Source organism: Streptomyces sp. NPDC000075, assembly GCF_040301925.1.
GTDB lineage: Bacteria > Actinomycetota > Actinomycetes > Streptomycetales > Streptomycetaceae > Streptomyces > Streptomyces polychromogenes.
On sequence record NZ_JBEPFL010000005.1, the window covers coordinates 156,777 to 170,043 of the forward strand.

At 72.3% G+C, this 13,267-nt stretch carries 18 protein-coding genes; all 18 read left to right on the forward strand.

The features are described from left to right. Window positions 1-36 precede the first annotated feature (36 nt). The gene (cpaB, locus tag ABT403_RS08460) at window positions 37-738 is read left to right on the forward strand and encodes a Flp pilus assembly protein CpaB (protein WP_344164174.1); all 702 of its coding nucleotides are present in this window, start codon (window positions 37-39) and stop codon (window positions 736-738) included. 7 nt (window positions 739-745) lie between these two features. After that, window positions 746-2,020: a CpaE/TadZ family protein gene (locus ABT403_RS08465; RefSeq protein ID WP_344164177.1), complete on the forward strand. Its 1,275-nt coding sequence runs from the start codon at window positions 746-748 to the stop codon at window positions 2,018-2,020. 3 nt (window positions 2,021-2,023) lie between these two features. Beyond that, the gene (locus ABT403_RS08470; RefSeq protein ID WP_344164180.1) at window positions 2,024-2,389 is read left to right on the forward strand and encodes a TadE family protein; all 366 of its coding nucleotides are present in this window, start codon (window positions 2,024-2,026) and stop codon (window positions 2,387-2,389) included. Then, on the forward strand, window positions 2,386-2,763 hold the full coding sequence (locus tag ABT403_RS08475; RefSeq protein WP_344164183.1) for a TadE/TadG family type IV pilus assembly protein: 378 nt from the start codon (window positions 2,386-2,388) through the stop codon (window positions 2,761-2,763). Before ABT403_RS08470 ends, ABT403_RS08475 begins: the two co-directional genes overlap by 4 nt. Beyond that, a complete protein-coding gene (locus ABT403_RS08480; protein WP_344164186.1) occupies window positions 2,760-4,106 on the forward strand; it encodes a TadA family conjugal transfer-associated ATPase in 1,347 nt (448 codons plus the stop codon). Before ABT403_RS08475 ends, ABT403_RS08480 begins: the two co-directional genes overlap by 4 nt. After that, a complete protein-coding gene (locus ABT403_RS08485) occupies window positions 4,103-5,041 on the forward strand; it encodes a type II secretion system F family protein (protein WP_344164189.1) in 939 nt (312 codons plus the stop codon). Before ABT403_RS08480 ends, ABT403_RS08485 begins: the two co-directional genes overlap by 4 nt. A gap of 19 nt (window positions 5,042-5,060) precedes the next feature. Then, complete coding sequence (locus tag ABT403_RS08490; RefSeq protein WP_344164192.1) at window positions 5,061-5,963, forward strand: DUF5936 domain-containing protein; 903 nt, start codon at window positions 5,061-5,063, stop codon at window positions 5,961-5,963. Window positions 5,964-5,965: 2 nt separating this feature from the next. Next, complete coding sequence (locus ABT403_RS08495) at window positions 5,966-7,099, forward strand: sensor histidine kinase (RefSeq protein WP_344164195.1); 1,134 nt, start codon at window positions 5,966-5,968, stop codon at window positions 7,097-7,099. Beyond that, a complete protein-coding gene (locus tag ABT403_RS08500) occupies window positions 7,099-7,785 on the forward strand; it encodes a response regulator (protein ID WP_344164198.1) in 687 nt (228 codons plus the stop codon). The genes ABT403_RS08495 and ABT403_RS08500 overlap by 1 nt, the downstream gene beginning before the upstream one ends. A 110-nt stretch (window positions 7,786-7,895) precedes the next feature. Continuing rightward, entirely contained in the window at window positions 7,896-8,141 is a 246-nt protein-coding gene (locus ABT403_RS08505) for a hypothetical protein (RefSeq protein WP_344164201.1), read from the forward strand. 5 nt (window positions 8,142-8,146) lie between these two features. Continuing rightward, on the forward strand, window positions 8,147-8,794 hold the full coding sequence (locus ABT403_RS08510) for a pilus assembly protein TadG-related protein (protein WP_344164204.1): 648 nt from the start codon (window positions 8,147-8,149) through the stop codon (window positions 8,792-8,794). Between the two features lie 30 nt (window positions 8,795-8,824). Next, window positions 8,825-9,412 (forward strand): hypothetical protein, encoded by a 588-nt coding sequence (locus ABT403_RS08515; protein WP_344164207.1) that lies wholly within the window; start codon window positions 8,825-8,827, stop codon window positions 9,410-9,412. 4 nt (window positions 9,413-9,416) lie between these two features. After that, on the forward strand, window positions 9,417-10,064 hold the full coding sequence (locus ABT403_RS08520; protein ID WP_344164210.1) for an OmpA family protein: 648 nt from the start codon (window positions 9,417-9,419) through the stop codon (window positions 10,062-10,064). Window positions 10,065-10,121: 57 nt separating this feature from the next. Next, entirely contained in the window at window positions 10,122-10,727 is a 606-nt protein-coding gene (locus ABT403_RS08525) for a DUF6232 family protein (protein ID WP_344164213.1), read from the forward strand. Next, on the forward strand, window positions 10,724-11,077 hold the full coding sequence (locus ABT403_RS08530; protein WP_344164216.1) for a hypothetical protein: 354 nt from the start codon (window positions 10,724-10,726) through the stop codon (window positions 11,075-11,077). Before ABT403_RS08525 ends, ABT403_RS08530 begins: the two co-directional genes overlap by 4 nt. Window positions 11,078-11,118: 41 nt before the next feature. Continuing rightward, entirely contained in the window at window positions 11,119-11,688 is a 570-nt protein-coding gene (gene cpt, locus ABT403_RS08535; protein ID WP_344165821.1) for a chloramphenicol phosphotransferase CPT, read from the forward strand. Window positions 11,689-11,757: 69 nt separating this feature from the next. Then, entirely contained in the window at window positions 11,758-12,192 is a 435-nt protein-coding gene (locus ABT403_RS08540) for a hypothetical protein (RefSeq protein ID WP_344164219.1), read from the forward strand. Window positions 12,193-12,262: 70 nt separating this feature from the next. After that, entirely contained in the window at window positions 12,263-13,261 is a 999-nt protein-coding gene (locus tag ABT403_RS08545; protein WP_344164222.1) for an alpha/beta hydrolase, read from the forward strand. Window positions 13,262-13,267: the final 6 nt, after the last annotated feature.

Here is a 13,267-nt window from a genome sequence, read left to right on the forward strand (position 1 = left end):
CCCGAACGAACGAAGAACGGCGAGGTAAGACGGCCCATGAACTCACGCCAGCGCCGCGGCGTCATCCTGCTCCTGCTGTCGGCCCTGTGCGCCCTCGCGGCGTTCGCCGGGGTGCTCGTGGTGATCGGCGACGTCAACTCCAAGGTCGGCACCGAGGTCGTCGCGTACCGCGTGAAGGGCGACATCGCACCGTACAGCGCCCTGAGCGCGGGCCAGTTCGAGGAGGTCAAGGTCCCCAAGCGGTGGCTGTCCGACACCGCCGTCAGCGACCTCGGGGCCCTCCAGGGCAAGATCGCGCTCACCACCCTGAAGAAGGGCTCCCTGCTCCAGAGCGACATGTTCGTCGACAAACCGCAGCTCCAGCCCGGGGAGCAGGAGATCGCCATCATGATCGACGCGGCCACCGGCGTGGCCGGGAAGATCACCTCCGGCGCCAAGGTCAACATCATCGCCACCTTCAAGGGCGCCAAGGAGACGGACCCCTCCCGCTCGGTGATCATCGTCGCCAACGCCCGCGTCCTGGGCGTCGGCAAGCTCACCGCCCTCGACAAGGACGGCGACAAGAAGGGCCCCGCCGAGGCCGTGCCGATCACCTTCGCCCTGAACACCAAGGACACCCAGCGCGTCGCCTACGCCGAGTCCTTCGCGGAGCACGTCCGCCTGGCCCTCGTCGCCCCCGGCACCGACTCCGCCCCCAGTCCCACCGACCGCACGTACACCCTCGACGGGGACAAGTGAGCCGCGGATGACCACTCGAATCCTCCCCGCGGCCGGCGACGCCGACGCCGCCCGCTCCATCGTCGCCCTGCTCAGCCAGCTCCCGGACGCCGAACCCGCACCGCCCGTCCCCGACTCCACCTCCCTGCTCGACGCCCTGGGCCGGCTCGCCGCCGACTCCGTCGACGAGCTCCCCGAGGTCGTCCTCGTCCACGAACGGATCGGGCCCGTCCCCGCGCTGGAACTCGTCCGCGAGGTCGCCCTGCGCTTCCCCGCGGTCGGCGTGGTCCTGCTCTCCTCGGACACCGGGCCCGGGGTGTTCTCCGCCGCCATGGACTCCGGCGCGCGGGGCCTCGTCGGCCTGCCCCTGCACTACGAGGAGCTCGCCACCCGGGTCGGCGCGGCCGCCCAGTGGTCGGCCGGCGTACGCCGCCACCTGGGCCGGGGCGCGGAGGCCGTCTCCGGCCCGGGCGGCCGGGTGGTCACCGTCACCGGTGCCAAGGGCGGCGTCGGCACCACCTTCACCGCCGTCCAGTTCGCGCTGGCCGCCGCCGCCTCGGGACGCCGCACGGCCCTCGTCGACCTCGACCTCCAGGCCGGGGACGTCGGCTCCTACCTCGACGTCCAGTTCCGCCGCTCCATCGCCGACCTCGCCGGCATCCAGGACATCTCGCCGCGCGTCCTCCAGGACGCCGTCTACGAGGACCGCACCGGCCTGGCCCTGCTGCTGGCCCCGGCCGAGGGGGAACGGGGCGAGGACCTCGACGAACGCGCCACCCGGCAGGTCCTCAGCGCCCTGCGCGCCCGCTACGAGCTGGTCGTCGTCGACTGCGGCACCCAGGTGACCGGCGCGAACGCCACCGCCGTGGAGCAGGCGGACGTGGCCGTGCTGGTCACCACCCCGGACGTGGTCGCGGTCCGGGCGGCCAAGCGGATGGTGCGGATGTGGGAGCGGCTCCAGGTGCGCAAGGCGGAGGACACCTCGATGGTGGTCAACCGGTGGAGCAAGCACACGGAGATCCAGCCCTCGCTGATCGAGAAGATCACCAGGACCCGTCCGACCCGCACCCCGGTCCCCGCCGCCTTCAAGGAGCTCCAGGGGGTCGTGGACGCGGGCCGGGTGCAGGACCTCGACAACCGCTCGACGGTGAAGCAGGCCCTGTGGGCGCTGGCCGGGGAGCTGGGCCTGCTGTCGGCCCCGGAACAGGGGTCCGCCGTCCCGGCACGGGCCTCCGCGGGCTCGGCCCTGGCGGTCCGGGCGGCGGGGCCGGTGGCCCGGCTGCGGCGCGGCCGGGAGGGCTGACGGATGCGCCGGTGGCCGGGGGAGCGGGACCGGGGGCAGGTGGCCCTGGAGTTCGTGGGCACCGTCCCGCTGATCCTGCTGCTCGTGGCGGCCGTCTGGGAGTGCGTGCTGATCGGGTACGCCTTCTCGCTGGCCGGGAACGCCGCCGACGAGGGCGCGCGGGCGGGCGCGGTGCACGGCGACGGGGCCTGTGCGGCGGCCGCCGGCGAGCACATCGGGGGAGCGTGGAACCTCACGACCGAATGCGGCCCGTCCGGCGACGTGTACAAGGCCACGGTCAGCCTGGAGATCCCGGTCCTCTACCCGGGGCTGAGCTTCGGCCGGATCACGGGCACGGGCGGGGCGGCCATGGAAAGGGAGGCGAAGTGAACCGGTACCGGCGTCGGCTCCGCTCCGACCGGGGCCAGGTGGCCCTGGAGTACATCGGGTTCGTCCCGATCCTGCTCTTCGTCGCCCTCTGCGGGATCCAGCTGGGCTGGATCGCGTACGTCCACGAACAGGCCGACACCGCCGCCCGTACGGCGGCCCGGGTGGAGGCCCGCAAGGGCTCGGGCGGGGAGGCGGCCGGACAGGCGGCCGTCCGGGGCGGCCTCACGGCCACGGTGTCCATCAGCAAGAGCACGGACGCGGTCACCGCCACCGTGACCATACCCATCAACTCGATCGTGCCGGGGCTCGACATAGAAGACGCCAAGGCCACAGCCGTCATGCCCGACGACGACCCGACCGGAGCCCGACCATGAGCCTGCGTTCCCGGGTCAACACCCCCGACGACCGGCACAGCCCCCGCGAGGACGGCCGGCTCGTCTCCACCTACCGCGCCAAGCTGCTGGAGGAGATCGACCTCGCCGAGATGTCCGCGCTCGCCCCCGCCGAGCGCCGGGCCCGTCTGGAGCGGGTGCTCGGCCACATCATCAGCCGCGAGGGCCCCGTCCTGTCCACCGCCGAGCGGGCCCAGCTGATCCGCCGCGTCGTCGACGAGGCCCTCGGCCTCGGCGTGCTCGAACCCCTCCTGGAGGACGCCTCCATCTCCGAGATCATGGTCAACGGCCCCGACCAGATCTTCGTCGAGCGCGCCGGCCGGGTCGAGCAGCTGCCCCTCCGCTTCGCCTCGCACGAGCAGCTGATGCAGACCATCGAGCGCATCGTCTCCACCGTCAACCGCCGCGTGGACGAGGCCAACCCGATGGTCGACGCCCGTCTGCCCAGCGGCGAGCGCGTCAACGTCATCATCCCGCCGCTGTCCCTCACCGGCGCGACCCTCACCATCCGCCGCTTCCCGCGCGCCTTCACCCTGCACGAGATGATCGCCCTCGGCTCGCTCGACGAGCAGATGCTCCTGCTGCTCTCCGGCATGGTCCAGGCACGGATGAACCTGATCGTCTCCGGCGCCACCGGCACCGGGAAGACCACCCTCCTCAACGCCCTCTCCGGCCTGATCCCCGAGGGCGAACGCGTCATCACCATCGAGGACTCCGCCGAACTCCAGCTCCAGCAGGCGCACGTCATCCGCCTCGAATCCCGGCCGGCCAACGTGGAGGGCAAGGGCCAGATCACCATCCGCGACCTCGTACGCAACTCCCTGCGCATGCGCCCCGACCGCATCATCGTCGGCGAGGTCCGCGGCGGCGAGACCCTCGACATGCTCCAGGCGATGTCCACCGGCCACGACGGCTCCCTCGCCACCGTCCACGCCAACAGCTCCCAGGACGCGCTGATGCGCCTCCAGACCCTCGCCTCCATGTCGGAGGTCGAGATCCCCTTCGAGGCGCTCCAGGACCAGATCAACAGCGCCGTCAACGTCATCGTCCAGCTCACCCGGTTCGGTGACGGCTCGCGCCGCGTCACCGAGATCTCCGTCCTCGACTCGCACGGCCGCGAACCGTTCCGGATCACCACGGTCTGCCGGTACGTCGCCCAGCCCATGGCCGCCGACGGGCGCGTGCACGGCTACTTCGCCTACGCCCCCCTCCCGCGCCGGATCGCGGAGCGCCTCTACATGAACAACCAGCCGATTCCCCAGGCCTTCGGGGTCGCTCCGCCCGAGGACCCCTTCGACCCGCTCACCCACCGGACCGTCCTGTGACCGACCTCGTCCTCCTCACCCTCGGCGCCACCCTGCTGGCCGGCCTGCTCGTCTCCCTCGGGGTGCACGCCTACTCCGCCGGCCTCGCCCAGCGCGCCGCCCTCGTCGAACGCCTCGCCGCCGAGGGCGCCCCCGAGGCACCCGGCCGCCGCCGCCGCTTCCCCGGCCTCGACCGGCGCCTGCGCGGGACGAAGCTCGGCCGGCGCATCGAGGTGAAGCTGGCGACCACCGGCCTGGACCTCACCCCCGGCGAGTTCTTCGCGTACATGCTGATGGCGGTCGCCGGGGTATGGCTGCTCTCCGCCTCCCTCCTGGCGCCCTTCTTCGGCCCGGTCGCCGGCCTGATCGGCCTGTGGGCGGCGAACGCCTTCCTCAACTGGCAGCGGGCCCGCCGCACCGAGCGGTTCATCAACCAGCTGCCGGAGCTCGCCCGGATCCTCGCCAACGCCACCCAGGCCGGGCTCGCCCTGCGCACGGCCATCGGGATCGCCGCCGAGGAACTGGAGGCCCCGGCGGGGGAGGAGCTGTCCCGGGTCGCGGACCGGCTCGCGGTGGGCCACTCCGTCGAGGAGTCCCTCGGGGAGATCGTCGAACGGCTGCCCTCCCGCGAACTGGTCGTCCTCGTCTCCACCCTCGTGCTGTCGGCGCGGGCCGGCGGCGCCATCGTCGGCAGCCTGCGCAACCTCGTGGTCACCCTGGAGCAGCGCAAGGAGACGCGCAGGGAGATCCGTACGCAGCTCTCGCAGGTCACCGTCACGGCCTACCTGGTCCCCGCGATCGGCCTGGGCTCGCTCCTGCTGGTCGACACGATGATGCCGGGCGCGCTGGACCGGATGACCGGCGCCCTGGTCGGCCAGACCGCCGTGCTGATCGCCCTGGGCCTGTTCACGCTCGGCTTCGTCCTCATCCGCCGCCTGTCGAAGATCGACGTCTGACGGGAGGACGACCAGACCCGTGAACACCTACCTCGCGCTCCTCCTGGCCACCGTGACGGCCCTCTCCGTCTTCGGCGTCCTGCACGGCATCCGCCTCTACCGCGCCGACGTGGAACTGCCGACCGACCTCGCCCTCGCCCTGGAGGTCGGCTCCTCCCGCACGACGGCGGTCGGCTCGCTCGTCGACCGCCTCGGCATCCGCTGGGCACCCCTGGTGCTGCGGCTGATGGGCCCCAGGCGGGTGGCCCGCAAACGCGCCCAGATCGACCGGGCCGGCAACCCGGCCGGCCTGACCATCGACCGGTACGCCGCCCGGCGCGCGGTGTACGGGTTCCTGGGCGGCCTGGGCGCCTTCGCGATGCTGCTCAACGGCCAGCTGGTCGTCGCCCTCCTGATGGTCGCGTTCGGCCTGTTCTGGATCGAGGCCGGCCTGTGGTCGGCCATCCGGGTCCGCCGCGACGACATCGAGCGCACCCTGCCCGACTTCCTCGACGTCCTCGCGGTCGTCGTGAGCGCGGGGCTGGGCTTCCGGCAGGCACTGGAACGCGTGGCGGCCAAGTACGAGGGCCCCTGGGCGGACGAGATCCGCATCACCCTCCAGCAGATGGACATGGGCGTGAGCCGCCGCCAGGCCTTCGACGAGCTGCGCCGCCGCAACGACAGCGAGCAGGTGGCCCAGTTCGTCACGGCCCTCCAGCAGGGCGAGGAGCTGGGCTCCCCGATCGTCGACACCCTGATCGCCATCGCCGAGGACATGCGCCGCACGGACGCCCAGAACGCCCGCCGCCGCGCCGCGCGGGCCGTCCCCAAGGCCACGTTCGCGGTCACCATGTTCATGCTGCCGGGCACGCTCATCCTCCTCGTCTGCGGCTTCGTCTACGGCGCGAACGTCGACTTCGGCGCCCTGCTGGGCGGAGGCTGACGATGGCGGTCCTCACCCCTGCCGCCCCCGGCCCCTCCCTGCGCCTGCGGGCGAACGCCCTCCAGTCCCTGTGCCGCCAGGTCTTCGCCCTCCGCCTGGTGATGATCCCGCTGGGCACCCCGCTGGCCCTCTCCCGCACGGCGCCGGGAGTCCCGGCGTACCTGGTCTCCGGGGCGGCCGTGGCCACCTTCACCCTCTCCTACGCGCTCTTCCGCGACGGGGAGCGCCCGGGCCCCCTGCTGCCGCGCCACCGCTGGCTGCTGGCGCCGGACATGGCCCTCGGCACCCTCCTCCTCATCACCGCCACCCCCTCCTCCCCGCTGGGCCTGGTCGCCCTCGGCACCCCGCTCCTCGCCGGACTGGTCTACGGCTGGCGGGGCTCGGCCGTGTACGCGGCGGCGCAGACGGCGGTGGTGGCGGCGCTGGGCGGCGGCCTGGTCCTGTCCCTGCTGTGCGTCCTGTCCGGTGCGGCGGGCTCCTCGGTCCGGGACTTCCTGACCCGGCTGACGCAGGCGCGCGCGCAGCTGGCGGTGGCCGAGGCGATCCGCGCCGAACGGGACCGCCTGGCCCGCGAGATGCACGACTCGCTGGCCAAGACCCTCCACGGGCTGGCCCTGACCGCCGACGCCCTGGCCCTCACCGACGACCCGGCGGCGATCCGCACCCGGTCCGCCCAGCTGGCGGTGGCGGCCCGCCGCGCGGTGACCGAGTCCCGGGCCCTCCTGACGGACCTCCGCGAGCCGCTCGCGGACGTCCCCCTCCTCCCGGCCCTGCACCGCCTGGCGGGCCCCGGCACGACCGTCCACGCCCCGGGCCCGCTCCCCGTGCTCCCGGCCCCGGCGGCCCACCACCTCCTGGCCATCGCGTCGGAGGCGCTGGAGAACGCCCGCCGCCACGCCCACGCGACCACGGTGGCCCTCACGGCGGCGTCGACCCCCACCCACCTCACCCTCACCGTCACCGACGACGGCCGCGGCCTGCCGCCCCGGCCCACCCCCTCCCCGGGCCACTACGGCCTGCTCGGCATGCGGGAACGCGCCACGGCCCTCGGAGCCCGCCTCCGCGTCGGCCCCCACCCCGACGGCCGCCCGGGCACCCGGATCGACCTGACCCTCCCCCTGGAAGGGAGCTCCTGATGGCCGGCCTCCGCGTCCTGATCGCCGACGACAACCCGGTCGTACGGGCCGGCCTGGCCGCGCTCCTGTCGGCGGCGGGCGACATCACGGTGGCCGCCCAGGCCGCGGACGGCCACGAGGCCCTCAGCCTGACCCGCCGGCACGCCCCGGACGTGGTCCTGCTGGACGTCCGCATGCCGGGCGTGGACGGCATCTCGGCCCTCCCGCACCTGGTGCGGCTGGCGCCGGTCCTGATGCTCACGTACAGCCGGGAGTCGGAAATCGTCCGGGAATCGCTGCTGCTGGGCGCGGGCGGCTACCTGGTCCACGGCGAGTTCACGCCGGAGGACCTGGTGAGAGCGGTCCACGACGTCCGCGAGGGCCGCCCCCACTTCACGCCAACGGCGGCCGGCGCCCTCCTGGACAACCTCCGCACCTCTTCGCACCCGCAACGAACTGTGACACAGTCTCCGGAGCGGCTGCACAACTCCGCGCTCTTCGGGCTGAGTTCGAGGGAGGTGGAGATCATGGACCTGATCGCGTCCGGGATGAGCAACCAGCAGATCGCGGCGGCGTGCTTCATCAGCGAGAAGACGGTGAAGAACCACATCAACCGCATCTTCGCCAAACTCCAGAGCACGAGCCGAAGCGAAGCGATAGCCCACTGGCTGGGAACGGCCCGCCCGGGGGTGAGTGGACATGGGTAGACGCGGTGCGCAGTGGGTCCGTAATTGGGCCCCGGGACCCTTGGTTATCACTCGTCACTCGCCGTACCGTCCGCAAATCACCAGCGGTACCGGCCCGGGAGGGAACCCCCATGTCACACAACTCGCTGCTGAAGGCATCGGTCGAGGCGAAGATCCGCCTGGCAGGCTGGACGGACACGGCGGTGACCCGGCTCCGCAGGCGGTACTCGAACCCGGACCGGGGGCAGACCGCGTTCGAGTACCTGGGGATCATCCTGGTGGTCGTGGTGATCATCGGGGCGATCGTCGGCTCCGGCATCGGGTCGGAGATCACCACCCGGATCAAGGACGCGGTGAAGAGCATCAAGGCCGGGTAGTGGCGGTGTCCGCGAAGCACGGCGCCGACGGCGGGCAGGCCTTCCCCGCCTACGTGGTCGTGGTGGCGGGCCTGCTCCTTGCGGCCCTGGCCTTCTTCGTCATCGGGCAGGCGTCCGTCACCCGTAGCGATGCCCAGGGCGCGGCCGACGCCGCCGCGCTGGCTGCGGCTCAGGACGCCCGGGATCACCTGGTTCCGGGGCTGGTCCTGTCCGAGCTGCAGCCGAAGGACTGGGCCGAGGTGCTCAAGGGCAACCGATTCGGCACCGGGGGGTGCGGGAAGGCGGACGACTTCGCTGAGAGGAACGGCGCGAAGGCGTCATGCAGGGCGTCCGGACTCAGCTTCACCGTCGCGGTGGAGACCACGAGGACGGTCGGCGACTCGGTGATCCCCGGGACCGAAGGCATGCACGGGACGGCAGATGCCACGGCGGTCATCGAACCGCGATGCCACCTCGGGGAGTTGCCGGTGCCGGTTCCGACCTCCTCCGCACCTGCGGGGGAGACGCCTCCGCCCGCCGACGGAGGCAGCCCCAAGGTGCCGACAGTCAAGATCCAGTGCAAGGGCGGGAAGGAGATCACCTTCGATCCGGCGAAGCCCGATCCGTGGCGCACGTTGGGGAGAAGCCTCTTCGACGTTCGACTGACCGACTAATAGCGAGCAACGGACAAGGAAGCAGCGCACATGAGCATGCGGCAAACGGTGAAGGTTCGCGGGGGAGCGGCCGTTGCGATTGCGGTGCTTGCCCTCACGTTGGCCGGGTGTGGCGGCAGCGGTGGCGGCGACGCGAAGAGCACGGAGAAGTCCTCGTCCCCACAGTCGCAGGGGGCGGGCAACCAGGGCGCGGCGCCGAGCAATGGGCAGAGCGCCGAGCCGACCGAAGTGATCGCCACGTTGAACGGGCAGGCCGGGATGACCCTGGTCATCAACTCGGTTCGGCGAGATGCCGGTGGGTTCGTCACGGTCAACGGGCAGATCAAGAACACGGGCAGTCAATCGTTCACTCGCACGTCGGACTGGCGCGGGATCGAGTTGAAGGGAAGCGGAGAGTCGGTGGCGGGCGCGACGCTCGTCGACAAGGCGGGAAAGAAGCGGTACTACGTGCTTCGGGACACCGAGTCCAGGTGCCTGTGCACGACGGGTATCTCAAGCGTCGATCCCGGCCAGGTCGTCCCCTTCTTCGCCCAGTTCCCGGCCCCGCCGGCCTCCACCACCGAGGTGGAATTCAGTCTCCCCACCTTCACCTCGGCCACCGTCAAAATTTCCGGGTGACCCGATGACAAAACGCCACCGTGTAGCCGCAGCCACAGCAGTCGCCGCCCTCGTCATCGCGGGCGCGCACCTGATCGGCGCCAGTGCCGCGTACGCCGATGACCCGAAGCCTTCCGTGCCCCCGGGTACAGAGCCCTCTGCCGCCGCACCCGTGCCGATCGACTCCAAGTCGCCCGGCCTCAAGATCCCTCAGGGGGGCACCCTCGCCCCCGTCAAGGTCCTCGACATCGCCGAAGTCGTCGAGGACCTCGGCGGTGAGCAGCGGCGTCAGGAGACCAATCAGAACGTCATGATGGCCCTGCAATCCGAGGTCCTCTTCCCCGAGAACAGCGCCGTCTTCAACGCCCAGGCCGCCGCCCGCATCCAGGCCATCGCGCAGGAGATCAACACCCAGAAGGCCACCCGCATCCGCGTCTTCGGCTTCACCGACGACCAGGGCAGCTACGAACACGGTCAGGAGCTCTCCAAGCAGCGAGCCGACGCCGTCCAGGCGGAGCTCGCCAAGACCGTCACCAACCCCGGCGTCACCTATGACGTCCGCGGCTACAGCGAGGACTACCCGATCGCCGACAACGGCACCGAGGAAGGCCGCAAGAAGAACCGCCGGGTCGAGATCACCTTCCCCCGTGGAGCGACGGGCGCCGCCGGTTAGGGCGGCGTTCCAGCCATCTGAGGGTCGGGTTCACGACAGGACACCACGGGGGAGTGCATGGATTCCACGGACAGCGCCGGGCCACCGCCACCACGGTCGACCACCCCCTCCCGGCCGGCCCCGCCGGAGGAGTTCCCGGACCGGGACGGACGCAGGCTGGTCATCCGGGTCAGCGGCCGGATGCTGCGCGTCGGCTCGGCGGCCGTCCCGCTGCACAACATCACCTGGGTCGACGCCTTCCGGTTCAGGCCCAAGCGCGGCGCGGTCTTCCTCCGGACACTGCTGTGGACGGCCGGTGTCATCCTCGTCCTGGTCGTCGGCGGCCTCGGCTACGCGAGCGGGGGCGATCTGCGTGCGAGGGGGATCGACGCCACCCTGCTCGCGATGCTCCTGGGCGCCGTGGTCGTGGCCGCCCTCCGGGCGCTGTTCACCTTCTCGAGGCCGGTGCTGGCCATCGAGACGGCCGGGGGCTCCGCCGTGGTCGTGACCCTGCCGGACATGGAGGAGCTCCGACGGATCGCCGGGCAGGTCGTGCACGCCATCGACCATCCGGAGGCTGAATTCACCGCGATCGTCAACCAGTTCAACGGCACCCACACGAACCACTTCGGTCCCGTCGTCAACATGAACGGCGGTAGCGGGAACTCGGGGATCAGGCTATGAGTGACGAGGCGTCGCACGCGAACTACTACGGCCCCGTGGTCAACATGAACGACGGCCAGGGCAACATCGGCATCAACTACGGCGCCGCCGGCGCCGCGGCCTCCCAGGACGCCGAACTCCGTGCCGCCGTCGAGGAACTCACCCGCCTGCTCGCCGACCTGCGCCGTCACCTCACCCCGGCCCAGGACCGGACCGTCGAACAGGCGCTCCCCGACCTCACCCCGGACCCCGCCGCCCTCCGCGAGCGCGGCCTCGTCCTGGCCCGTATCGCCCAGATCGCCGCCGCCGTCGGCGCGGTGGGCCGACCGGTGGCGGACGCGGTGAGCCGCCTGCTCGACCTCCTCGGCTAAGGGGGCGGGAGCCGGGGCATGGCTAGGCTGCCGTGATGTCCATGACTCAGGTGATCGTCCTCAACGGTGGTTCCAGTTCCGGGAAGTCGGGGATCGTGCGGTGTCTGCAGGCCGTCCTGCCGGACCCCTGGCTCGCGTTCGGCGTGGACACGCTCGTCGACGCCATGCCGCCCGCGCTGCGGACCTCCGGCGCCGGGATCGGGTTCGGGCCCGGCGGCGAGGTGCTCGTCGGGGAGGAGTTCCGCGTCCTCGACGCCGCCTGGGCCGACGGGATCGCCGCCATGGCCCGCGCCGGGGCCCGGATCGTCGTGGACGACGTCTTCCTCGGCGGTCCGCAGTCCCAGCGGCGGTGGCGGGAGGCCCTGCACGGGCTGGGCGTCCTGTGGGTCGGCGTCCGGTGCGACGGCGAGGTGGCCGCCGCCCGGGAGATCGCCCGGGGCGACCGCCCCTCGGGCATGGCCGCCGCCCAGGCCGAGTCGGTCCACCGGGGGGTGGTCTACGACCTGGAGGTCGACACGACCCGTGCCGAGTCCCTGACCTGCGCCCGCGTCATCGCCGCCTGCGTCCAGGCCCCCTCCAGCAAGGTAATTGAACACGTTCAAGGAATCTGACAGGCTGTCCCCTGGCGGTCGCCACTCCGGCGCACCGCTCATCACGCATGCCATGAGGGGGAGTTGGCCGTGGAAGAGGGCACGCCGTGGAAGAACCTGGGGGTCATCGGGCTGCGGCTCGTCGACCTGATGCTCCGCTACACCGCCACGGCCGCGCTCAGCTGGGTGCTGGTGAACGCGACGTTGCCGGAGGAGATCGACATCCTGCGGGAGCTGTTGTTCTACCTCGAAATCACCGGTATCCCGTCCGTACTGATCTGCTTCGTCTACGGGCTGGCCAGCGAACGGACGGACATCGGTTTCCGGGCGCCCGTGGCGCTGCTCCTGCTGCTGCCCCTCTGGTGGACGATCGCCTTCCCGCCGCTCCTCCCCGTCCTCGCCGTGGGGCAGATCGTCTTCGCCCTGGGCGTGATGCGGGCGCCCTTCAAGGGGCCCTCCCAGCTCCGGCGGCTCGGGCGGGCGGCGCTCGCCCGGTGCGCCCGCCGGGGCGCGGCGCCGGCGTGACCCCGGCGTGACGCGGGTCACCGGGAAAGGGTGACACGGGGCTGTCGCGGACGGTTGCGAACCTCGACGCATGACGACATCAACGCCCCCGGCGATGACCGCGACGACGGCCGCGGCCCTGCCGCTCACCGACCGGGACTGCCTCGCCGAGACCCTCGCCTTCAACGCGCGGTTCGAGGCCGCCGCCGCGACCCGCCCCGCCCGCGGGCGGGTCCTGGACGCGGATCTCCTCGCCCGCATCCGCCGCAACCGGCTCGCCGGGGACGCCCCGCCCGTGCGGCTGCCGCAGGGCCGGGACCGGGTCGTCGCCGGGGTGCGGGTGCGGACCTTCGTACCGGAGGGCACGGACGGCGGTCCGGTCGACGGGGTGTACCTGCACATCCACGGCGGCGGCTGGTCGTTCGGCTCCGCCGACGGGCAGGACGAACGGCTCCTGGGGATCGCCGAAGCCGCCCGGCTGGCCGTCGTCAGCGTCGACTACCGGCTCGCGCCCGAACACCCCTTCCCCGCCGGACCCGACGACTGCGAGGCCGTCGCCCGCTGGCTCGTCGGGAACGCCGCCGCCGAGTTCGGGACCGGCCGGCTGCTGATCGGCGGTGAGTCCGCCGGCGCCCACCTCGCGGTCCTGACCCTGCTGCGCCTGCGTGACCGCCACGGCCTCGGCGGGGCGTTCCGGGGAGCGCAGCTGTCCTTCGGCCCGTACGACCTGTCCATGACCCCGAGCCAGCGCTCCTTCGGCTCCCGCCGCCTCCTCAGCAACACCGAATCGCTGCTGGGCAGTTACGACTCCTTCTCGCCCGGTACCGGCCCGGAGGAGCGCCGCGCCCCAGGGCTCTCGCCGCTGTACGCCGACCTGACCGGCCTGCCGCCCGCGCGGATCGTCGTCGGCACCGAGGACCCCCTGCTGGACGACTCGCTCTTCCTCGCCCAGCGCTGGCGGGCGGCGGGCGCCCCCGTACGGCTCGGGGTGGTCGCGGGCGCGATGCACGGGTTCACGCTCTTCCCCCTGACCGTCGCCGACCGGGAGTTCGCGCGCGAGCGGGAGTTCCTCGCCGCCGTGGGCCGGTAGCGTCGG

What these genes read in the sequence shown, in the direction of transcription:
- cpt (WP_344165821.1), top strand. Translation starts at nt 11,119, where the DNA reads ATGACTCAGGTGATCGTCCTCAACGGTGGTTCCAGTTCCGGGAAGTCG.
- ABT403_RS08525 (WP_344164213.1), top strand. Translation starts at nt 10,122, where the DNA reads ATGGATTCCACGGACAGCGCCGGGCCACCGCCACCACGGTCGACCACC.
- ABT403_RS08470 (WP_344164180.1), top strand. Translation starts at nt 2,024, where the DNA reads ATGCGCCGGTGGCCGGGGGAGCGGGACCGGGGGCAGGTGGCCCTGGAG.
- ABT403_RS08515 (WP_344164207.1), top strand. Translation starts at nt 8,825, where the DNA reads ATGAGCATGCGGCAAACGGTGAAGGTTCGCGGGGGAGCGGCCGTTGCG.
- ABT403_RS08520 (WP_344164210.1), top strand. Translation starts at nt 9,417, where the DNA reads ATGACAAAACGCCACCGTGTAGCCGCAGCCACAGCAGTCGCCGCCCTC.
- ABT403_RS08530 (WP_344164216.1), top strand. Translation starts at nt 10,724, where the DNA reads ATGAGTGACGAGGCGTCGCACGCGAACTACTACGGCCCCGTGGTCAAC.
- ABT403_RS08505 (WP_344164201.1), top strand. Translation starts at nt 7,896, where the DNA reads ATGTCACACAACTCGCTGCTGAAGGCATCGGTCGAGGCGAAGATCCGC.
- ABT403_RS08480 (WP_344164186.1), top strand. Translation starts at nt 2,760, where the DNA reads ATGAGCCTGCGTTCCCGGGTCAACACCCCCGACGACCGGCACAGCCCC.
- ABT403_RS08545 (WP_344164222.1), top strand. Translation starts at nt 12,263, where the DNA reads ATGACGACATCAACGCCCCCGGCGATGACCGCGACGACGGCCGCGGCC.
- ABT403_RS08500 (WP_344164198.1), top strand. Translation starts at nt 7,099, where the DNA reads ATGGCCGGCCTCCGCGTCCTGATCGCCGACGACAACCCGGTCGTACGG.
- ABT403_RS08465 (WP_344164177.1), top strand. Translation starts at nt 746, where the DNA reads ATGACCACTCGAATCCTCCCCGCGGCCGGCGACGCCGACGCCGCCCGC.
- cpaB (WP_344164174.1), top strand. Translation starts at nt 37, where the DNA reads ATGAACTCACGCCAGCGCCGCGGCGTCATCCTGCTCCTGCTGTCGGCC.
- ABT403_RS08495 (WP_344164195.1), top strand. Translation starts at nt 5,966, where the DNA reads ATGGCGGTCCTCACCCCTGCCGCCCCCGGCCCCTCCCTGCGCCTGCGG.